The sequence below is a fragment of the Alistipes sp. CHKCI003 genome, from assembly GCF_900021155.1.
Taxonomy (GTDB): domain Bacteria; phylum Bacteroidota; class Bacteroidia; order Bacteroidales; family Rikenellaceae; genus Alistipes; species Alistipes excrementavium.
The window spans coordinates 11,340-31,247 of record NZ_FCNT01000103.1; the positions used below are offsets into that span (position 1 = coordinate 11,340).

Consider the following 19,908-nt stretch of genomic DNA (forward strand, 5'->3'; position numbering starts at 1 on the left):
CCGGGAATTGCCTATTCGGAAAAGTTCCCGACGAGCAGTACGAATAAAAAAGGGCTGTCTACTATAGTGTCAGACAGCCCTTTTTTACGGTCGGTCGCGCGCTTTGCGGCGGTCGTTCCGACCGGCTGCGTCGCATTTGTCCGCCGTTCGCCGCCTTGCGAACTGCATGTTTCCGGCTCCGCATCCCGCGGACCGCCCGCCCGGCGGTTCCGGGCGGGCGGTCCGCGGGATGTTTTGCCGTGCATCCGGGCGGCGCAAACCACCGTTTCGATCAGCCGGGCGCAATCCGAGTTTGTTCGGAAATTGCCGAGGCGAGCAAACGAAGGGTGCAAACCAACCGTTTCGCCGAACCGATGGCGAAGCAAAACCCCGTGCGGATTGTGCCGGGGCGAGAAAAGGAGTGTCCCGAGGCGAAGGTTTTCGCTGAGCTGAACGCCGGCTCGAACTTCGTCCGGGCTATGCAAAAGGTGGGAAACGGCCGGAAAAATGCAACGCACTTCCCCTCTCTGTCCAAGTTATGTAGGGTTTGGAACCGACAGCCCCGCAGCGAAGGGTTCCGCCGGGCCGGGTGGCGGGACCGAACCCCGTCCGGGTTGTACCGGGTGGGGCGTCAGGATTCCGTCGTATCGCCGATGCCGCTCGCCCATGTCTGCGGTTCGTGTCCGGCCGTCGGTGCGCACGGCCCGAAACGACGAGCCTGAAACCGCTGTGGTGCGGCGAACTGCCGGCGGCGGCAACACGCCGCCGCATCGCCCGCCGCTCCCGACACAGCCCGGCCTCCCCGCAGGACTGCGCCCCGCCCGAGGGAGAGCGACAGTCCTCCGCACAAGACCGCACGCTACACGTCGTCGCCGAGGCAGATCTCCTCCATCAGGCCGTCCAGTTCGCGGCGCTCCTTCTTGGTGGGACGTCCCGTGCCCCGGTCGCGGAAGACGAAGAGGGTCTCGTGCGGCGTGCGGAGCTTCTCCAGCTCCTCGGGCGGCGTGGTATCGAGGCAATAGAGCGGCACATTCTTGGCGGGCTGACGGCTCGATACGAGTTCCAGCACCTTGTAGGTGTACGTTACGCGCTGTTTGCGCACGGCGATGCGGTCGCCGATCCGCACCTCGCGCGAAGGCTTGGCATAAGCGTCGTTCACCGTAACCTTGTTGTTGCGGATGGCGTCTGCGGCATCGCTGCGCGTCTTGAACACGCGCACGGCCCAAAGGTATTTGTCCAGTCGGATATCGTCGGCCATAGGCTTTGCGTTATTTTTCGTAGATGGATTCGTTTTTCGGAGTGTCGTGCGATTGTTCGTCGTTCTGGCGGCTGACGCTGAGGATCATGCCGAGGGCGATCGTGGTGAAGAGCACCGACGAGCCGCCGCGCGAGATGAGGGGTAGCGTCTGCCCCGTTTCGGGGATCAGGTTCACCGTTACCATGATGTGCAGCAGGGCTTGACAGGTAATCAGCAGCGCGAGCCCGAGCACCAGCAGTCCCGGGAAGGCCGTGCCGCAGCGGCGGAAGATCTCGATGGCGCGGAAGAAGATCCAAAGATAAAGCATGAGCAGCGCCGCGGCCAGCACGATGCCGTACTCCTCGACGAAGAAGGCATAGGCATAGTCGCTCTCGGGATGGATCATCTCCACGCGTATGTCGCTCTGTCCGGCCCCTTTGCCCAAGATGCCGCCGTTGTGTATGGCGATCATCGAGCGCTCCGTGTCGGTGAGGTGTTCGATGGGTTTTTCGGTCTGCGAGCGGGTCCAGAGATGGATCCACGTCGAGACGCGCCCCTCGGCGGTCTCACTGCGGCCCAGATTGAGCGCCATAATCAGTACGATGCCTGCCGCGGCCCAGCCCACGAGTTTGAGCAGTTCGCCGATCCGCACCCGCCCGATGAGCATCATCACCCACGAAGCGGCGAAGACCAGCACGGCCGACGAGGTGTGGGCCGGGAAGATCACCAGACACGAGAGCACGACGGGCAGCAGGATCGGCACCGTCCCCTCGCGCCAGATCCTGCGCTGCGCGGGGGAGCTCCGCCATGTCCAGAACCGCCACGAAGGGACGATCCGTATCCGGTCGATCTTCGACTGCCGGCCCGCGAGCTGCCGCGCGAGAAAGAGCACCGTGGCCACCTTGAGCGCCTCCGAAGGCTGGAACTGAAAGGGACCGATCGGAATCCAGCGGGCCGCCCCGTTGGTCGTGGCGCCGATGAAGTAGACGGCCGCCGTCAGCAGCACGCTCAGCACGTAGGCCGGCACGGCGAGGTGGTTGTAGACGCGGCAGTTGATCTTGTGGACCGCGATCATCAGCCCCAGACTCACCGTGAGGATCATCACCTGCTGCTTCAGAAAGTGCGACGTGGTGCGGGCCGCATGAGCGTCGTAGGCCATCTTCGCAGTCGAGGAGTAGACCACGAGGATCGAAATCACGGCCAGCGCCGCGACGATGATCCACAACACGCGGTCGCCCGTGAAGATGCGCAGCGGACGGTCGCCCGAAGCATCGGCCGCATTTCCCGCCTTTCGGTCCCCTTCCGCCCCGAGCGCGTCCGCAGCGTCTCTTCCGCCGCCCGGCGTGCGGCGCCGCGCCCCGGAAGCGAAATCCCCGGAACCTTCGAAACCCGTCCGGGCACGGTCCCGGTCCGCTGCGGCGCATCCGGACGTTCCGTCCGCCGCCCGCGCGCCGGCCCGGACAGTCTCTCCGGAACGCCGGTCCGCATCCGTCCGTCCGAAACCGTAAGGCGCTCCGTAACCTCTCCCGTCCGATCCGCCGCGGGCAGGCTCCGGATCATCGTCCCGGCCGTATGCCGCCGGCCGCGGAGCGTCGTACCACGGCGCTTCGTCCGGCCCGTCGGCGCGATCCCGCCGGCCCTGCCGGCCGGCCCCGGCGCTCCCCGGCGCATGCCGCAGACCGGCTCCCGCCCGCCGGTCGCTGTCGGAGAGCCAACTGTCGTCGGCGCGCGCATTGCCGTCATGCGGCACTCTTTCGGGATCTTGCACCTCCCCGCCCGCGTGCCGCGCTCCGGCCGTGCCGCGCTCCGGCCGTGCGGGCTGCCCGTTTATTCCATTACGTTCCCAAGCCATCGGTTACGCATCGTTTTTTACAGACATTTCCGCGTCCGTACAATCTCCGGGCAGGCGCCGCGCCGCGTCCGCCCCGTCGCCAATGTCGTTTTCCCGCACGCGGTCCCGCTCCGGCACCGTCCGAACAGCGTCCGGCTCCGCACCCGCCCCGTCGGCAGCGCGGTCTTTCACCCACTGCCTGAACATCCGCCCGCGCTGCTCGTAGTTCTCGAAAAGATCGAAGCTGGCGCATGCCGGCGAGAGCAGCACCGTATCGCCCGGCCGGGCGGCCCGCCGGGCCGCCTCCATCGCCTCCCCGAACGAGGAGGCGGAGACGATCCGGGGCACTACGCCCGTAAACTCGCCGAGGAGTTTTTCGTTGTCGAACCCCATGCAGACGAGCGTGTGCACCTTCTCGCGGGCGAACTCCTTCAGAGGTCCGTAGTCGTTGCCCTTGTCCGTGCCGCCGGCGATCCAGACCAAAGGCCGCTTCATGCTTTCGAGGGCATACCACACCGAATCGACGTTGGTGGCCTTCGAGTCGTTGATCCACTCCACGCCGCCGTATTCGCCCACGGGTTCGAGGCGGTGTTCCACGGGGGCGAACGCATAGAGCGACTTGCGCACCTGCACAGGCCGCACGCCCGCCGCGAGCGCCGCGAGGGCCGCCGCCATCGCGTTGTAGGCGTTGTGGAGTCCGCCGATGCGCATCTTCGCTGTATCGACCTCCACCGAGGCGCAGCCCACGGCGGCGGTGAAGCGGCCGTCGCAGAGGAAGGCGTCGCCCGCGCCGCTGGCCACGGCCTGCTTGGCCGCGAAGGGCAGCTCACGCATCCGAAGGTCGTATTTCGGCAGTTCGGCCGCGATCACGGGATCGTCCGCCGAATAGATGAACGCGCAGCGCGAATGCTGGTTCCGCACGATCCGCATCTTCGCATCGACATAGTTCTGGAAGCAGTGGCCGTAACGGTCGAGGTGGTCGGGCGTGATGTTCGTCAGAATGGCGATGTCGGCGCGGAAACGGTACATGCCGTCGAGCTGGAACGAGCTCAGCTCCAATACATACCAGTCGTAACGGCCCGTGGCGACGGAGTAGGCGAAACTCTCGCCGATGTTGCCGCCGAGGGCTGCGTTGTATCCTGCGTCGCGCAGGATCTTGTAGACGAGCGACGTAGTGGTGGTCTTGCCGTTCGATCCGGTGATGCAGATCGTGCGCGCACCGTCGAGATAGCGGCCCGCGAATTCGATCTCCGAGATGATGGGGATGCCCGCCTCGCGCACGGCCCGCACGACGGGCGCCGTCTCGGGAATGCCGGGCGACTTGATCACCTCCGCGGCCGCGAGGATGCGTTCGAGCGTGTGGCCGCCCTCTTCGTAGGGGACCTGCCACTCCTCAAGCCGCGCCCTGTAACGGTCGGCGATGCGGCCGCTGTCGGAGAGGAAGACCCCGAATCCCTTTTTCTTGGCGAGGATCGCGGAGCCGTAGCCGCTGATGCCGCCGCCCAATACGACGATATTTTTCATATTCGGTTCGTTTGATTCCGATCATTTCCGCCTCCGGTCGCACACGCCGGCTTCCGCCGCGTGTCGCGCCCGGGAGGAGGGGGGGGCTCGTCGGCCGCGTCCGGTATCGGGCCTCGTTCCGCCGGCGATTCGTTCGCAGCCTCCGGCAGAGGCGCTGGACAGCCCTCCGCGCGTGGGGCTGCAACCTGTCGTTCCCGATCGCCCCGACGAGCGGCCGGGCGCCCGGACCGTCGTCCGCGTCCGGTGCCGGCCGAAGGACGGACGCGGACCAGCCGCGTCGTGCGGTTCGCCGCCGCCCTTCGCGGCGAACCGTCCGCATCGCCGGGCGATGCCGCAGACGGCGCGAAAACGTGCGTTCGCCGAACGTCATGCCCGATCCTCCTCCTACCGTATTTTCAGCGTTACGAGCGTTATGGCCGCCAGCAGCAGCGAGACGATCCAGAAGCGCGTGGCGATCTTCGTCTCGAAGATTCCCTTTTTCTGATAGTGGTGGTGCAGGGGCGACATCAGAAGGATGCGGCGCCCCTCGCCGTATCTGCGCTTGGTGTATTTGAAGTAGGAGACCTGCATCATCACCGAGAGGCTCTCCGCGAGGAAGACCCCGCACAGCAGCGGCAGCAGCAGTTCCTTGCGGATGCAGAGGGCGAAGACGGCGATGATGCCGCCGATCGAGAGCGACCCCGTGTCGCCCATGAAGATCTGCGCCGGATAGGAGTTGTACCACAGGAAGCCGATCAGCGCTCCGGCCATCGCGGCGGCGAAGACCACCAGCTCGCCCGCGTCGGGGATGTACATGATGTTGAGGTAGTCGGCATAGACGATGTGGCCCGACAGATAGGCCAGTGCGCCGAGCACCGCGACGATCGGGACCGAGACGCCCGTGGCCAGTCCGTCGAGCCCGTCGGTGAGGTTGGCGCCGTTCGAGACGGCCGTGATGACGAGGATCGCCACGGCGACGTAGAGGAGCCATGCCGCCGTATCGCGGCCTCCGGTGAGCCAGCGGTAGTCGAATTCGTTGTTCTTGATGAAGGGGATCGTGGTCTGCGTGGTCTTGATGCGTTCGGAGCTGACCACCACGTTGCGCGTGTGGCTGGCGATCACCTCGCCCTCGTCGTTGCAGTAGACCGTTTCGATCGGGTCCACGACCTTGTCGCGCACGACGATGTCGTCCGAGAGCCACATGGTCGTGCCGACGATCAGTCCGAGACCGACCTGTCCGACGATCTTGAAACGCCCCTTGAGCCCCTCCTTGTGGTGCCGGAAGACCTTGATGTAGTCGTCCAGCCCGCCGATGAACCCGAGCCACAGGGTCGAGCCGATCATCAGTTGGACGTAAACGTTGTCGAGCCGCCCGAACAGAAGGATCGGCACGAGTATGGCCACGAGGATGATGACGCCGCCCATCGTCGGCGTGCCCCGTTTCTGGAGCTGCCCTTCGAGTCCGAGGTCGCGGATCTCCTCGCCGATCTGCTGGCGGCGCAGGAAGTCGATGATGCGGCGGCCGAAAATGACGACGACGAGCAGCGCGAGGATCACGGCCGCCGCCGCACGGAACGAAATGTATTGGAACATGCCCGTGCCCGGAATGTTGTAGAGACGGTCGAGGTATTGGAACAGATGGTAGAACATTTTCTCTTATCAGCGGTTTAGCTTCGTGGATTCGGGTTGTGGGCGGCCGCGAAGCAGCGGCTCACCTCTTCGCGGTCGTCGAAGCGGCGCTTCTCGTTGCCGACGATCTGATAGGTCTCGTGGCCTTTGCCGGCCACGAGAAGGATGTCGCCCGCGGCGGCGAGCATCGAGGCCGTGCGGATCGCTTCGGCGCGGTCGGCGATCCGGAGGTAACGGGCCTTCGGATCGAGCCCCGCGACCATCTCGTCCAGAATCGCCTCGGGCTCCTCGCGGCGGGGGTTGTCGGAGGTGAAGACGGCCGTATCGGCATACTTCACGGCGATCGCCGCCATCTCGGGCCGCTTGGTGCGGTCGCGGTCGCCGCCGCAGCCGCAGACGACGATCAGCCGCTGCCCCGGCCGGCGGATCTCCCCGATCGTGCGCAGCACGTTCTCCAGCGCATCGGGCGTGTGGGCATAGTCGACGACGGCCGTCGTGCCGTCCGCCGCGCGGATCGTCTCGAAGCGGCCTCTCACGGGCGCGAGGGTGCTCATGGCCTGCAACACCTCCCGCTTGTCCTGCCCCAGCAGCCGCGCCGCGGCATAGACCGTCAGCAGGTTGTAGGCGTTGAAGCGGCCGAGGAACCGGAACCACGCCTCGTCGCCGTCGATGCGCAGCAGCATGCCGTCGGGGTGCTGCTCGACGATCCGGCAGCGGAAGTCGGCCGCCGAGCGCAGCGAGAGGGTGCGGACCGTCGCCGCGGTGTTCTGCACCATCACGCGGCCGTTGCGGTCGTCGATGTTCGTGAGGGCGAAGGCACCGGCGGGCAGGGCGTCGAAGAAGAGCTTCTTGGCGCGGATGTACTCGGCGAAGGTCTTGTGGTAGTCGAGGTGATCGTGGGTGATGTTCGAGAAGATGCCCCCCGCGAAACGCAGCCCGCGGATGCGCTCCTGCACGATGGCGTGCGACGAACACTCCATGAAGCAGTAGGCGCACCCCGCGTCGGCCATCTCGCGCATCATGGCGTTGAGGCGGATGGCGTCGGGCGTGGTGTGCGTGGCCTCGGTCTCGCGGCCGCCGATGCGGTAGACCACCGTCGAGATCAGCCCCGCCTCGTAGCCCAGCGCGCGGAACAGATCGTGCAGCAGCGTCGCGGTCGTGGTCTTGCCGTTGGTGCCCGTGATGCCCACGACCTTCAGCTCGCGGCTCGGATCGTCGTAGAAGGCGGCCGCCAGATCGGCCATCGCGGCGTTCGTGTCGGCCACCTCGACGTACGTTACCGCAGGCGCGAGCACCTCGGGCAACCGCTGGCAAACCACGGCCGCCGCACCCCGCCCGACGGCTGCGGGGATGAAGTCGTGGCCGTCGCACTGCGTGCCCGCCACGGCGAAAAAACAGTCGCCGCGCTCCACGCGCCGCGAGTCGTACGTGAGTTTGGCGATCTCCCGTTCGGCGGGTCCCACGATCCGCCGGACGGCCGTTCGGCCGAATGAAAGTCTCTTCATTTCAATATCGTATTTTCTCTTTACCAATCATGCGCTTCGTTACACCGAGCCGGTCCGCATCCCGAACTACGGCTCTTCGGAGCCGCGCGGGCCGCAGCCTCCGGCAGAGGATGCGCGCGAACCTTTGCAAGTCAGGCAGCCCTCCGCCGGCGACGAACCGCGAATGCATCAAAAAACCGGTTGCAAAAATAGTCTTTCTTTTCGGTACCTTTCGGTGTCGAAAGGTACCGAAAAACATTGGCAAGGCGAAAAGCCGCGGGGCCGTTCGCTCGCCGAGCCGAAACGGGCGGCTGCGCGGGTCTACCAGTAAACCGTTAAACCTTCCCCGTTTTTCAACGCTCGCCTTCGCTCCGTCCTCATTCCGCACTTTTCACGTTGCGGAGTTTCTGTATCCGCTGCGCGGATGTGTTTATAAACTTCGCGTCCTGTCTTTCTCCCCCCCCCCGAACGTCGGGAAAGGCGTCTCGGAACCCGCCGGACTAAAAGCGGCAGGAAACGGGAACGGGGCGCGTGCGCCCCCCGCGGTTAATCGCCCGCTTCGGGCGTTAGTCCGTCGGTTTCAGCCTTTTCCGACATTCGGCCGCCTTTTGCACACCTTTTGGCGGAGCAAAAGGTACAAAAAATAGTTCCTTCCCCCTTTTCACATATCTCTTTTCCGACATTGCTTCAGCAATGCCGGCCATCCGCCCCCTGTTCCGCTACCGCAGCGTCAGGCGGACCGTCCGTCCCGCCACGGCACGGCTGTTCGGCGCGAGACTCTGCTCCCGCACGGCACCCGTTCCGGTGAACGAAACCCGCAGTCCGCGCTGCTCCATCAGGAAGAGCGCGTCCTTGAGCCCCATGCCGCGCACGTCGGGCACGGTCTCGAAATCCTGCGGCAGCGCCGTGATGCGCACACGTGCGGCGCTGTCCACCTCGGCGCGGCCCCAGCCCGTGCGGCTGTCGTACTCCACATCGGGCGATCCGAGCTTGCCGGCCACACGGCGCACCTGAGCGATGTCGCCCCCCTTGATCCGCACGGGGTGGTGCCGCTCGCCCGTGCTCCCGACCCGTGCATGCCAGTCGTGCTCGCGGTGGTAGATGTAGCCGGCCATCCGCTTCACCACGGGGCCCGCGAGCGGCCCGCCGTAGTAGGCCTTGCCGCCCTGTCGGCGGGTGTGGATGGTCGTGAGGATCGTATAGCGGGGTTCCTCGGCCGGAAAGTAGACCACCATGCTGCCCATGTAGTAGCCGTCGGAATAGCGGATTCCGTCCTGCGCGAACTGCGCCGTCCCGGTCTTGCCCGCGGCGCGGAAAAGGGTCGTGTCGCGGAAGTAGGGCGCCCCCGTGCCGCTGCGGCAGACCTCTTCGAGCAGCTCCCGCACGGTGCGGATCGTCGCGGGCGAACAGATGCGCTCTTCGAGCACCTCGGGACGGAAACGCTCTTCGAGCACGCCGCCCCGCCGGATCTCGCGCACGAGCCGCGGCGCGACCATGCACCCGTCGTTGGCCACGGCATTGTAGAGCGTGAGCATCTGCATCGGCGTGAGTTCCGCGACATAGCCGAACGCGAGGCGGGCGAGGGCCTGATTCGCGCCGCCGATCTTCCGCCAGTCCGAGGGCAGGTAGGGCGCCCGCTCGCCGTAGGCTTCGAGTCCCACGGTGCGGTCGAGGCGGAGCTTGCGCAGGAAGTCGGTGTAACGCTCCTTGCGGTCGGCGTAGCGTTCGACCACCGCCTCGGCGAAGTAGACGTTGGACGATTGGGCCGCCGCCGTGCGGAAATCCATCTCGCGGTGGCCGCCGTGAGCGTCCCGCACCGGTGCGCCGCCCACCGCGACGGGGCGTCCGTCGCCCGTGTCGTAGACGGTCGACAGGGGCATGTCGGCGTCCTCCACGAGGGCGAGCATCGTCGCCAGCTTGAAGACCGAGCCCAGCTCGGCCCGTTTGGCGATGGCGTAATTCGTATTTTCGACGTATTCGCCGCGCGAGTTGCGACCGAGGTTCACCAGCGCGAGGATCTCGCCCGTCTGCACCTCCATCACGATCGTCGTGCCCCACAGCGCGTTCTGTCTTTCGAGCTGCCGGCGCAGAGTCTTGTCCGCCACGTCCTGCAGGTCGAGGTCGAGCGTCGAGACCACGTCGGCGCCGTCCACCGGGTCCTCGCCGCTTCCGACCACGCGGCCCGAGAATCCGCGGGCGATGCGCTGCCGCACGGCCCGGCCGTCGCGCCCGGCGAGCGTCTCGCGCCAGACGGCCTCGATGCCGTAGTTGCCGCGGTCGCCCGTGAGGCCGATCGTGCGGCGCGCCAGCTCGCCCTGCGGGTAGATGCGCCGGTCGTGGCGCACGAGGTTGTAGACCATGCCCATGTTCCAGTTGAGGATGGGGTATTTGCGCAGCTCCTGCCATTCGTTGTAGTCCACCTCGCGCGGAAAGAGCTTTACGGGCGTGTGGTCGCGGATCGTGTCGTAGATGCGGCGCTTCACGTACTCCTCGCCGCGCAGACGGTTCAGCAGCCGGGCGAAGAAACCCTCGTCGCGCAGCACCGAAGTGTCGCGGCCGTTGACCAGCCGGTAGTGCCGCGCATGGGAGGTGCGGAAGAATTCGCGGTATTGGGCCGCGGTGCGGTCGCGGAAGAACGAAGCGAGGAGCTTGGCGAGCGAGTCGCTCTGCTCGCGGAAGGTCCCGAGCGAGTCGAGCCCCGGGCTGCCGAAATCCATCTCCACCTGATAGCGGAACATCGAGACGGCCAGCGGCTCGCCGTTGCGGGCGAGGATGCTGCCCCGCTGTGCGGGCAGGATCTCCTCGGTGAAGATGCGGCTTTCGAGCCGGCGGGCGTTGTAGTCGACCTCGGAGCTGAACATCTGCACCCACACCAGACGCCCGAGCACCGCGATCCCGATCCCGATGAACAGCAGGTAGAGCAGCCGCACGCGCAGCAGAATGTCGCTCTTGATCTTTGACTTTCCCTCCTTCATGGCACAATCAGTCTTCGATGATTTCGCTCGGCGCGATCGGATCGCAGAGGTCGATGCCGCGTTCCCGCAGCCGTTCGACCACAGCCGAATGGGTGGTCCGGCGGTAGCGCTGCTCCTCGAGACGGATCGAACGCTCGCGCAGCAGCTGCACGTCGCGTTCGAGCCGCGAGTAGCGCATGTCGAGGTGCAGCGAGGTGAACATCACCACGATGCTCAGGAAGAACATCGCCGCGATGCAAATCAGATAGCGGTAGTACTCCGAGCTGCCCTCGCGCACGAGAATCGTCCCCGACACGAGTTGCCACAGGGCGCTCGAACGGCGACGGCGTTCGCGCCGCTCGCGGGCCTCCTCCTCGGCCCGCTCCGCGGCTTCGCGCTCCTCGTCGGCACGGATCTCTTCGTCGGCCTCGCCGCGCTGGACCCGCAGCACTTCGCGGCGGATCTTGCGGGCCAAATCGGCTTCGCGCTCGCGTTCGGCGAGCTCCTCGGGCGTTACGGGATCGAATTCGTGGTCGTGTTTCATGGCGGCGGTCAGAGTTTGCGGGCGCAGCGCAGACGGGCCGAACGCGAACGGGGGTTGCGGGCCACCTCCTCCGCGGACGGAGTTACGGCCTTGCGCGTAACCGGCTCGAACGGCACCGCGGGACGGCCGTAGAAATCCTTCTCCACACGTCCGTCGAAGTTGCCGCTGCGCATGAAGTTCTTCACCAGCCGGTCTTCGAGCGAATGATAGGAGATGACCGCCAGCCGGCCTCCCGGGCGGAGCACCCGAAGGCTCTGTTCGAGCGCCATCTTCAGGGCCTCCAGCTCGCCGTTGACCTCGATGCGGAGGGCTTGGAAGAGTTTGGTGAGGAATTTGGCTTCGTCCTTTTTCGGAGTGCACGGACGCACGGCCTCCACCAGATCGGCCGTCGTCGCAAGGGGTCGTGCGGCACGGGCCCGCTCGATGCAGTTGGCCGCCTTCCACGGGGTCTCCAGTTCGCCCCAGTTGCGCAGCACGCGCGTGAGTTCCGCATTGGAGTAGCGGTTGACCAGATCGGCTGCCGTGAACGCGCCGCGCCGGTTCATGCGCATGTCGAGCGGCGCGCTGCCGCGGAACGAAAAGCCCCGCTCCGCAACATCGAAGTGGTGCGACGAGACGCCCAGATCGGCCAGCACGGCATCGACCTCCCCGACACCCCGCAGCCGGAGCGCTCCCCGCATGAAGCGGAAATTGCTCTCTACGAAATGGAAACGCGGATCGTCCGGACAGTTGGCGCGGGCGTCGCGGTCCTGATCGAAAGCGTAGAGCCGTCCCTCGGGACCGAGCGCACGGAGGATGCGGCGCGAGTGTCCGCCGCCGCCGAACGTCAGGTCGACGCAGGTCTGCGCGGGGCCGATTTCCATCAGCGCGACGGCCTCCTCCAAGAGTACAGGAGTGTGGTATTCGTTTCGATATTCGGACATAGTCGGGCGGCAACTGTCGATTCGGGTGTAAAGTTAGGCAAATTTCGGAAAAGAATTCCTATATTTGTACATATAATTACGAACCGGACGGCCCGTGCCGGCCTCGGCGGCCGTTCGCTCAAAACGATACGCCATGCCCGAAATCGACGTCGGCGCGGTGCTTGCGGCCAAGGCGCCCCGCATCGCGCGCTACGTTCCGCATTGGGCGGTCGAGTGGCTTCGCCGCACCGTCCGCGAGCGCGACATCAACCACATCCTGCGCACCTACTGGGATCTACCCCCGCAGGCGTTCATCCGCGCCTGTTTCCGCGAGTGGGGGGTTACCTACTCCTCCGCGGGCCTCGACCGGCTCGATCCGGCGGGCCGCTACCTCTTCGCCTCGAACCACCCGTTCGGAGGCATGGACGGGATGATGCTGGCCGACGAGCTGATCGGCCGCTTCGGCGACGCCCGCGTGGTGGTCAACGACCTTCTGACCTACCTAGAACCGCTCAACCCGCTCTGGATTCCGGTCAACAAACACGGCATGCAGAGCGCCGACTACGCCCGCCGTTTCGACGCCGAGTTCGCCGGCGACCGGCCGATCCTCACCTTCCCCGCGGGCCTCTGCTCGCGCCGCCCACACGGCGTGGTGGAAGACCCCGAGTGGAAGACGAGCTTCCTGAAGAAAGCCCATGCCTCGCAGCGCGCAGTGGTCCCGGTTTTCGTGGAGGGCGCGCTTTCGGACTTCTTCTACCGCGCAGCCAACCTGCGCCGCCGGCTGGGCATCGGGTTCAACATCGAGATGCTGTGGCTCCCCGACGAGATGTTTTCGCAGGGCGGCAAACACTTCCGCATCGTCTTCGGCGATCCGATCCCGCCGTCGGAACTGGGGGCGCAGGGAACCCTGCGCGAGCAGGCCGACTACGTGCGCAGAAAGGCGTATTTTTTGCAAAATACGCTCGCCGACGTTCCTGCGAAGCCGTAAAAAACCTATTTTTGCACCCGAAGTCAGGATCAAGCAACGTTATGGAGACGATCATTCCCCCCGTCGACCGCGCCTTGCTGCGGGCCGAGCTGACCCCCGCCCGCAAGGCCCGCGACACGCACAAGGCCGGCAACGAAATCTACATCTTCACCGCCACCGAATGTCCTTCGCTCATGCGCGAGATCGGGCGGCTGCGCGAAGAGGCGTTCCGCACGGGCGGCGGCGGCACGGGCCTCGCCCTCGACATCGACGCCGAGGACCTCGCCGGCGACGGCTACTACCAGCTCATCGTCTGGGACCCTGCGGCCGAGGAGATCGTCGGCGGCTACCGCTTCATCGTCTGCACCTCCGAAACGCCCCGCCACCTCTCTACGGAGCACTACTTCGTCTTCAGCGAGCAGTTCCGCCGCGAATATCTGCCCCACACCATCGAGCTGGGGCGTTCGTTCGTGCAGGTGCGCTATCAGGTGCGGCAGAATCCCAAGAGCCTCTATGCGCTCGACAATCTCTGGGACGGCTTGGGGGCGCTGATCGTGCTGAACCCCGACGCCCGGTACCTCTTCGGCAAGGTAACGATGTACACCACCTACAAGGCCGTAGCGCGCAACGCCCTGATCTGGTTCCTGCGCCGCTACTTCCCCGACCGCGACGGACTGGTGAAGGCCATCCGGCCGCTGGAGCTGGACCTCGACGACCCCTATTACGAGCGGCTGTTCACGGGCGAAGACTATCAGGAAAACTACCGCATCCTGATCCGCAAAATCCGCGAATTCAACGAAACGATTCCGCCGCTGATCAACGCCTACATGAACCTTTCGCCCACGATGAAGGTCTTCGACACCTTCGCCAACCCCGATTTCGGCGGAGTGGAGGAGACGGGCATCCTCGTTACCATCCCCGACATCTACCCCGAGAAGCGCAACCGCTATACCCGCTGGGAGGGATGGCGCCAGAACCTCGCGGCCCGGCGCGCGGAGTTCCGCCAGCGCCTCGCCGAACACCTGAAATCCATCAAGATCAAACGCAGAAGCTGACCCCGCGCGACCGGACACGGCGGCGGCACGCCCCCCCCGGACGGGACGGGGCGTCGCCGGCATGGCCTCAGCCCTGTCGGTAATCCGCAAAACGATCGCTTCGTACCCTTCGATGTCAAAAGGCACCCAAAGCCATTCGCAAGGCGGAAAGTGCAGGGCGGGGCATTCGCTCGCCGAGCTGAGACCGGCGGCTGCGGCTGTTCGCGGGCGAATCCGCAAACAGCCGCCCGTTCCGAGCGTCAGGCCGGCGAGTTCAGCCTTTACCGACATTCGGCCGCCCCTTTGAACCCCTTTGGGCGAAGCAAAAGGTGCGAAGAAATGAGAAAAGATACTTCGGATGGCCTTCCGCCTCCGTAGGGAACAAAGAAAAAAATTGCGCTCCGCCGCATCGGGCGGCGACGAATGCCGGCAGGGCGAAGAATTTAAAAAATGCCCCCTTCCGAAACGCCGATCAGCATGCAAATCGTCCCCTTGCGAAAAATCCCCGGCAGCCGGACCGAATGATCTCCTGCCTCCAAGACAAACGGGCCGATGCGCGAAGCATCACGGGCGACGACGTCAGCCTGCGCAACCCGCCGCGAACCCGGCCGCCGCTGCCGCAGGCATATCGGCCGCTCCTGCCGCAGGCGAAACGGCCGGTTGCGCAGACCTCATCCCCGGCGGCTTCGATCCGCGGGCGGGGCTCCGCCCGCGGATCGCGGACCCGTTCGCCGAGGAGCGATACGGAAGGCCGAAGCGACATCCGGCCGACGACGATGCAGCCCCCCTCCGGCCGCCTCCGTCTCCGCACCGACACGAAGGAGTGTTGCGGACACCGCGATCTCCGCGGCTTCGGCCCTCGCCCCACCCTCGGGACGCATGCACGCGCCTCCGCCGGAAGAGACACCGAACTAAGGCCGGCGCGGGTCGATCACGCCGTAACGTTCGAGCGTGCGGGCGATGCCGTCGTCGTCGACCGCGGGCGCCACATGATCCGCGGCTGCGCGCACCGCCTCGGCCGCCTCGCCCATCGCCACGCCCACGGCTGCATGGCGCAGCATCGGGATGTCGTTGCCGCCGTCGCCGAAGGCCATAGTCGCCGCGAGCGGAATGCCGTAGTGGGCGAGCAGCGTATCCATGCCGGTCCGTTTGTCGCATCCGCGGCTGTTGATGTCGGCGAAAGCCGGATGCCAGCGGCTCGACACGCATGCGGGAAACAGCTCGCGCATGAGCCGCCTCTCTTCGTCGGGTCCGACGAAGATGCTGGCCTGATAGACCGGCTCGTGCAGTGCGTCGTGCGGATCGCGCAGGACGGGGGTCTCCACGCCGCATTGCCGCATCAGCGCGAGCACCTTTTCGTCGTTGCGGTTCACGGTCATCCGGTCCTCGTACATATAGGTTACGGTGAGCTCGTGGCCTGCATCGAGCCACGCCAGCAGGCGGCGAATATCCTCACCGGGCAGCGGCGTGCGGCCCAGCACGTTCCAAGCACCGTCGAAACAGCATCCGCCGTTGCAGGTGATGTAGCCGTCGAACGCGAGTCCGCCCACCACGGCGACCTGCGAAGGCATGCGGCCCGTGGCGATGAAGGTCCTTACGCCGCGGGCACGCGCCGCAGCGACGGCTTCGGCGGCCGAGCGGGGCATGCGGTGGGTGGCGAAGCTCACCAGCGTACCGTCTATGTCGAAAAAAAGAGCTTTGACTTCCATGACATTTTCGTTTAGTTTCGATTCCGCCGCGAAAGACCGACCGCCTGTCCGCCCCTCCCGCAAAATGCCTGCGGTTGGCCGATGCCGGCCGATTCGCGGCCTCTGCCGTGCGCTCCGCCGCCGCGGAGGGAGTGCCGACGCCTCCGGCGCCGAAGCCGACCGGCCGACGACCGCCTTCGCAAAGACAGGCGTGCAACCGCTCCGGCCCGTATCGCCGATTTTTCCGGTCCGGCCGGCACAATCCGAACAACCCCGGATCCGCACCCGGCTCGCCGGCAACGTCCGCACCCGCGCAACCGCCCCCGCTCAGCCCGCACCCGATCGAACGGGCGGTCGCCCGCCCGTCGCCTTCGCGCCCGGCACGGATGCAGACGCACGGAAACGGTTCTCCGCCGCATCTGCCGCGGAGTGTCCGCTTCCGGACCGACCCGCAGCGGGAAACGGCAAAAGCCGCCCGCAGCCCAGCGGCGACCGGACGATCCGCACGCCGCCGAACTCCATCCCGACCCTGCCCGCAACGGACGCCGGAAAACGTCCGCGTCGCGGCACCCCGATTCGGGAAACGGCACCCGAGATTACGGCCGGAGCCATCGAAGCGGGCGTTCGGCTATCTCGACGCCGCGAGCTTCGACGGAGTTACGCCCATCGAGTCCTTCGCCCAATCGCCGCGTGCGCGGAGCACCTGCTCCACGATGTCGCGCACGGCGCCCCGGCCGCCCGGGAACTCCGAGACGTAGCGCGACGCCTCGATCACCTCCGCCGCGGCGTCGGCCGGACAGACGGGGATTCCCACGGCCCGCATGCACTCCAGATCGGGGATATCGTCTCCCATGTAGATCGTATTGGCAGGATCCACGCCCTCCTCGGCGAAGAACTCGCGCATGGCCGCCATCTTGTCCATGCAATCAAGGTATATGCGTGTGAGGCCGAGCATTCCGAGGCGGTGTTCGAGCGTCCGCCCCCGGCCTCCCGTGATGATGCAAATCTTATACCCCATGCGCACGGCATAGGCCAGCGCATACCCGTCCTTGGCATCGTAGCGGCGGATGAAGTCGCCGTCGACCGTGGGGACGATGCCGCCGTCGGTCATCACCCCGTCCACATCGAAGATGAAGGCTTCGGTGCGGGCTATATCTTCTTTGAAGTTTCCCATATGCTTTGTGTTATCGTTCGGTAAATCGTTTCGAGCAGCGGATCGCCCGCCAGCAGCGCGAGGTGGCGCTCCTGCGTGGCGCGGTCGCCGCGCACGGCGGGGCCGGTCTGCACGGCGGACGGATCGTCCGCGGCGGCGGCTTTGGCGGCCGTCTCCGCGACGATCGGCCCCAGCAGCCCCTCCGGCAGCCCCGCTTGGCGGAGCATGCGGCCGCCGAGGGCGAAAAGATGGTTGGCGAAGTTGCAGGCGAAGACCCCCGCCAGATGGACGCGGGCCCGCGTCGCGGCGTCGGCCGGCAGCACCGTGCGGCTCAGCCCGCGGGCGAAGGCCGCGATGCGGACGGCCACGTCGGGCGCCGAGGCTTCGACGAGCAGCGGCACCTCCGCGAAATCGACCTCGCGGCCGGCCGTGAAGGTCTGAAACGGGTAGACGACGGCCCTCTGCGCGCCGGGGAGTGCCTCAAGCGGCACGCATCCCGCCGTGTGGGCCACCACCGCCCCTTCGGGGACGCGGAGCGCGCCTGCGGCCTCCGCCACGGCACGGTCGCTCACGGCGACGAGGTAGAGGTCGGCCGCCGCCGCGCGCGCCGGATCGGCGCACCACGCGCAGCCCCCGATGCGCGCGACCTCGGGTCCCCGCACCGGATTGCGCGCACAGACCTCCACCAGTTCGAACGGCGAACGCCCGAGGGCGCGGGCCAGCGCTTCGGCCACGTTGCCGCTGCCGACGACCGCCACAGTCCGTATGGGTTCCGTCCGATTCGTCATAGCAGGTCGGTGAGACGTACGTTTTCCTCCGATCGCCGGGCGCACGACTTGATCCGCTCCAGCTCTTCGTCGATGCGCCGCATTTCGGGCACGGTCTTCAGATCGAAGGTCGTGCGGCCCTGCGTGTCGGCGGCTTCGAGCACGCCGTAGACCGTGAGCGACGCGAGGTCGCAAGCGGGCGTGTAGGCCATTTCGCGGTCCGAGTCGTCCGTCGGCACGGCCACGAGCAGTCCGGCCGTTACGAGCTGGTACATCACGTCGCTCACGATGCGCATCGGCAGCCCCAGCCTGCGGCGGATTTCGTCGATGCCCGCAGGTCCGTCGCCGTCGCGGAAGCGGCGCACGACGACCAGCATCGCGGCGAGCATGATCTTGCGCCGCTGATCGTAGCTCACTTGCAGCGATTCGCGCTCCTCGCCGAATCGTTCGATGTTCTGGTAGGCGAACGACAGTTCGCCGCCGAACAGCAGGATCTGCCACGAGGTCTGCATCCAGACGAGGAAGAGAGGCAGCGCCGCGAAACTGCCGTAGATGGCGTTGTAGGAGGTCATCCAGCGTTGCAGGTAGACATATCCCCACTGGAAGAGCAGAAAGAGCGTTCCGGCGATGAGACCGGCCGTGAAGGCGCTGCGGAAGCGCACCTTGGCATTGGGGATGGCCGTGTAGAGGAACGTGAACATGATCCACGTTACGACCAGCGACGTCAGGCGCGAAAGCAGCAGCACCGGCTCCGAGTCGCTGCCGCCCAGCAGCTCCTCCGCATACGCGCCCACGACATGGGCGATGCCCCAGAGGATCGGCCCCACGACCACGACGGTGATGTAGTCGGTGTACTGCCGCGCGATGCTGCGCGTAACGCGCACCTCCCAAATATCGTTGAACGCGCTCTCGATCGAGCCGAACACCTTGACGACGGCCCAGAAGAGCGTTCCGAGCGCCACGACGGCCACCACGCCGCCCTGCGTGCGGGCGAGCGCGCGGTCGGCAAAGGACACGAGGTAGTCGATGATTTCGGGGTTCTGCGGGAAGAGCGAATAGAGGTTCTCCAGCAGGCTGTCAGCCAGTCCGAACCCTTTCACCACGGCGAAGGCCACGGCGGCGATCGGCACGATCGACATCAGCGTGTAGAACGTGAGCGCCGCGCTGCGCACCAGCGTGCGGTGTTCTACGAGTCCGCGGGCCGTATAGAAGAGGAGCTTATACTGCTGCACGCACCACCGCACGACGGGGTTGCGGTATTCGCTCGCGTCGCGCCGGAAGACCGTGTCGGTGAAAAATCCGAGTATGCGCTTCATCATCGTCAACTTGCGGTGGGCTGTTGCAAAGGTAGCGGTTTGAGGCGGATCGTCCAAAATTCGCTTCCGATTTTCGTGAAGGCCAGCCGCAGCGCCCCGCCTTCGCGGATGCCGGTCCGTGCGGCGATCTGCGCCGTCGTGAACGGGAAGTCGTGCTTGAGCAGTTCGGCTCCCTGCCCCTTCAGTTCGCGCCGCAGCGCCTTCGGATCGTAAGGTTCGATGCGGTCGACTGCCAATACCCTGCCAATCGCGCCGCGCGGCTCCTCCGAGGCGAAGGCATAGCCCTCGTTGCTCCACATGCAGGCCTTGCCGCGCAGAGCCATGCACGCGAGCCGCGCCTTCCGGAGCGCCACGTCGGGGACCACGAGCCAGCGCCAGCGCTCCGGCTCGAACGGCCCGCCGCAAGGGGTGTTGTCCGCCTCGCCGCGCAGGACCGTGAAGGAGCCCAGTCCGAGGGCCGTGGCCGTCAGACGGGGCGGACGTCCGTCGGCATAGACCACCACCTCCTTGCACTCGCCGCCCAGCGAGACGACCTCCACTTCGCAGTCGCCGAACGAAGCGAACGCCTCGTCCACATCGAACAAGGGGGAGTACTTCACGCACAGCCGCCCCGAAAGCCTGCGCAGCAGAGGCCCGAGAGCCGCGACGTCGGGCGAACAATCCGCGAGGCGCACCAGCTTGCGCCCCTCGGCGCTCCGGCGGTCGGGATCGGCATAGACCCAGTCGAACCGCCCGGAGGCCGATGCGAGGTACTCCTCGGCCGAGGTGCAAAGCACCTCGACGTTCCCGATCCCCATGCGCCGCAGATTCTCCTGCGCGACGGCCGCCAGCACCGGATCGCGTTCGAGCGCCACGACCCGCCGGAAACGGCGGGCGAGCGCCGCCGCATCGACGCCGAGGCCGCACGTGAGGTCGAGCCA

General features: G+C 66.3%; 15 protein-coding genes. 2 read left to right on the forward strand and 13 right to left on the reverse strand.

The window, feature by feature from the left end:
- Positions 1-838 precede the first annotated feature (838 nt).
- From BN3659_RS12595 to rsmH, 8 genes are all read right to left on the reverse strand, one after another.
- Positions 839-1,237, reverse strand: a complete 399-nt coding sequence (locus BN3659_RS12595; RefSeq protein WP_091537364.1) for an RNA-binding S4 domain-containing protein — start codon at positions 1,235-1,237, stop codon at positions 839-841.
- 10 nt (positions 1,238-1,247) lie between these two features.
- Positions 1,248-2,468 (reverse strand): FtsW/RodA/SpoVE family cell cycle protein, encoded by a 1,221-nt coding sequence (locus BN3659_RS12600; protein ID WP_091537386.1) that lies wholly within the window; start codon positions 2,466-2,468, stop codon positions 1,248-1,250.
- A gap of 603 nt (positions 2,469-3,071) precedes the next feature.
- Entirely contained in the window at positions 3,072-4,571 is a 1,500-nt protein-coding gene (gene murD, locus BN3659_RS12605) for a UDP-N-acetylmuramoyl-L-alanine--D-glutamate ligase (protein WP_091537365.1), read from the reverse strand.
- A 384-nt stretch (positions 4,572-4,955) separates the two neighbouring features.
- Positions 4,956-6,200: a phospho-N-acetylmuramoyl-pentapeptide-transferase gene (gene mraY / locus BN3659_RS12610; protein ID WP_091537367.1), complete on the reverse strand. Its 1,245-nt coding sequence runs from the start codon at positions 6,198-6,200 to the stop codon at positions 4,956-4,958.
- A gap of 17 nt (positions 6,201-6,217) precedes the next feature.
- Positions 6,218-7,684 (reverse strand): UDP-N-acetylmuramoyl-L-alanyl-D-glutamate--2,6-diaminopimelate ligase, encoded by a 1,467-nt coding sequence (locus BN3659_RS12615; RefSeq protein ID WP_091537368.1) that lies wholly within the window; start codon positions 7,682-7,684, stop codon positions 6,218-6,220.
- Positions 7,685-8,382: 698 nt separating this feature from the next.
- Positions 8,383-10,638, reverse strand: a complete 2,256-nt coding sequence (locus tag BN3659_RS12620) for a penicillin-binding protein (RefSeq protein ID WP_091537369.1) — start codon at positions 10,636-10,638, stop codon at positions 8,383-8,385.
- A 7-nt stretch (positions 10,639-10,645) separates the two neighbouring features.
- Complete coding sequence (locus BN3659_RS12625; protein ID WP_091537370.1) at positions 10,646-11,161, reverse strand: hypothetical protein; 516 nt, start codon at positions 11,159-11,161, stop codon at positions 10,646-10,648.
- Positions 11,162-11,169: 8 nt separating this feature from the next.
- Entirely contained in the window at positions 11,170-12,084 is a 915-nt protein-coding gene (gene rsmH / locus BN3659_RS12630; RefSeq protein ID WP_091537372.1) for a 16S rRNA (cytosine(1402)-N(4))-methyltransferase RsmH, read from the reverse strand.
- A gap of 133 nt (positions 12,085-12,217) precedes the next feature.
- Between rsmH and BN3659_RS12635 the strand changes: the two genes are divergently transcribed.
- Positions 12,218-13,051 carry an acyltransferase gene (locus BN3659_RS12635; RefSeq protein WP_091537373.1) on the forward strand — a complete coding sequence of 278 codons (834 nt, stop codon included), beginning with the start codon at positions 12,218-12,220 and terminating at the stop codon, positions 13,049-13,051.
- Positions 13,052-13,092: 41 nt separating this feature from the next.
- Positions 13,093-14,085 (forward strand): GNAT family N-acetyltransferase, encoded by a 993-nt coding sequence (locus BN3659_RS12640; protein ID WP_091537375.1) that lies wholly within the window; start codon positions 13,093-13,095, stop codon positions 14,083-14,085.
- Between the two features lie 890 nt (positions 14,086-14,975).
- Here BN3659_RS12640 and BN3659_RS12645 read toward each other — a convergent pair.
- The 5 genes from BN3659_RS12645 to BN3659_RS12665 all read right to left on the reverse strand — a co-directional run.
- Positions 14,976-15,773 (reverse strand): Cof-type HAD-IIB family hydrolase, encoded by a 798-nt coding sequence (locus BN3659_RS12645; protein ID WP_091537377.1) that lies wholly within the window; start codon positions 15,771-15,773, stop codon positions 14,976-14,978.
- 607 nt (positions 15,774-16,380) lie between these two features.
- Entirely contained in the window at positions 16,381-16,926 is a 546-nt protein-coding gene (locus BN3659_RS12650) for a KdsC family phosphatase (protein WP_091537379.1), read from the reverse strand.
- Positions 16,902-17,693 (reverse strand): Rossmann-like and DUF2520 domain-containing protein, encoded by a 792-nt coding sequence (locus BN3659_RS12655; protein WP_091537380.1) that lies wholly within the window; start codon positions 17,691-17,693, stop codon positions 16,902-16,904. Before BN3659_RS12655 ends, BN3659_RS12650 begins: the two co-directional genes overlap by 25 nt.
- Positions 17,690-19,045, reverse strand: coding sequence for a YihY/virulence factor BrkB family protein (locus tag BN3659_RS12660; protein WP_224757794.1), 1,356 nt, complete (start codon positions 19,043-19,045; stop codon positions 17,690-17,692). Before BN3659_RS12660 ends, BN3659_RS12655 begins: the two co-directional genes overlap by 4 nt.
- Positions 18,994-19,908 (reverse strand): methyltransferase domain-containing protein (locus BN3659_RS12665; RefSeq protein WP_091537384.1); only part of this gene is annotated, 915 nt, incomplete at its 5' end. The genes BN3659_RS12660 and BN3659_RS12665, both read right to left, overlap by 52 nt.

What these genes read in the sequence shown, in the direction of transcription:
- BN3659_RS12595 (WP_091537364.1), bottom strand. Translation starts at nt 1,237, where the DNA reads ATGGCCGACGATATCCGACTGGACAAATACCTTTGGGCCGTGCGCGTG.
- murD (WP_091537365.1), bottom strand. Translation starts at nt 4,571, where the DNA reads ATGAAAAATATCGTCGTATTGGGCGGCGGCATCAGCGGCTACGGCTCC.
- mraY (WP_091537367.1), bottom strand. Translation starts at nt 6,200, where the DNA reads ATGTTCTACCATCTGTTCCAATACCTCGACCGTCTCTACAACATTCCG.
- BN3659_RS12615 (WP_091537368.1), bottom strand. Translation starts at nt 7,684, where the DNA reads ATGAAGAGACTTTCATTCGGCCGAACGGCCGTCCGGCGGATCGTGGGA.
- BN3659_RS12620 (WP_091537369.1), bottom strand. Translation starts at nt 10,638, where the DNA reads ATGAAGGAGGGAAAGTCAAAGATCAAGAGCGACATTCTGCTGCGCGTG.
- BN3659_RS12625 (WP_091537370.1), bottom strand. Translation starts at nt 11,161, where the DNA reads ATGAAACACGACCACGAATTCGATCCCGTAACGCCCGAGGAGCTCGCC.
- rsmH (WP_091537372.1), bottom strand. Translation starts at nt 12,084, where the DNA reads ATGTCCGAATATCGAAACGAATACCACACTCCTGTACTCTTGGAGGAG.
- BN3659_RS12635 (WP_091537373.1), top strand. Translation starts at nt 12,218, where the DNA reads ATGCCCGAAATCGACGTCGGCGCGGTGCTTGCGGCCAAGGCGCCCCGC.
- BN3659_RS12640 (WP_091537375.1), top strand. Translation starts at nt 13,093, where the DNA reads ATGGAGACGATCATTCCCCCCGTCGACCGCGCCTTGCTGCGGGCCGAG.
- BN3659_RS12645 (WP_091537377.1), bottom strand. Translation starts at nt 15,773, where the DNA reads ATGGAAGTCAAAGCTCTTTTTTTCGACATAGACGGTACGCTGGTGAGC.
- BN3659_RS12650 (WP_091537379.1), bottom strand. Translation starts at nt 16,926, where the DNA reads ATGGGAAACTTCAAAGAAGATATAGCCCGCACCGAAGCCTTCATCTTC.
- BN3659_RS12655 (WP_091537380.1), bottom strand. Translation starts at nt 17,693, where the DNA reads ATGACGAATCGGACGGAACCCATACGGACTGTGGCGGTCGTCGGCAGC.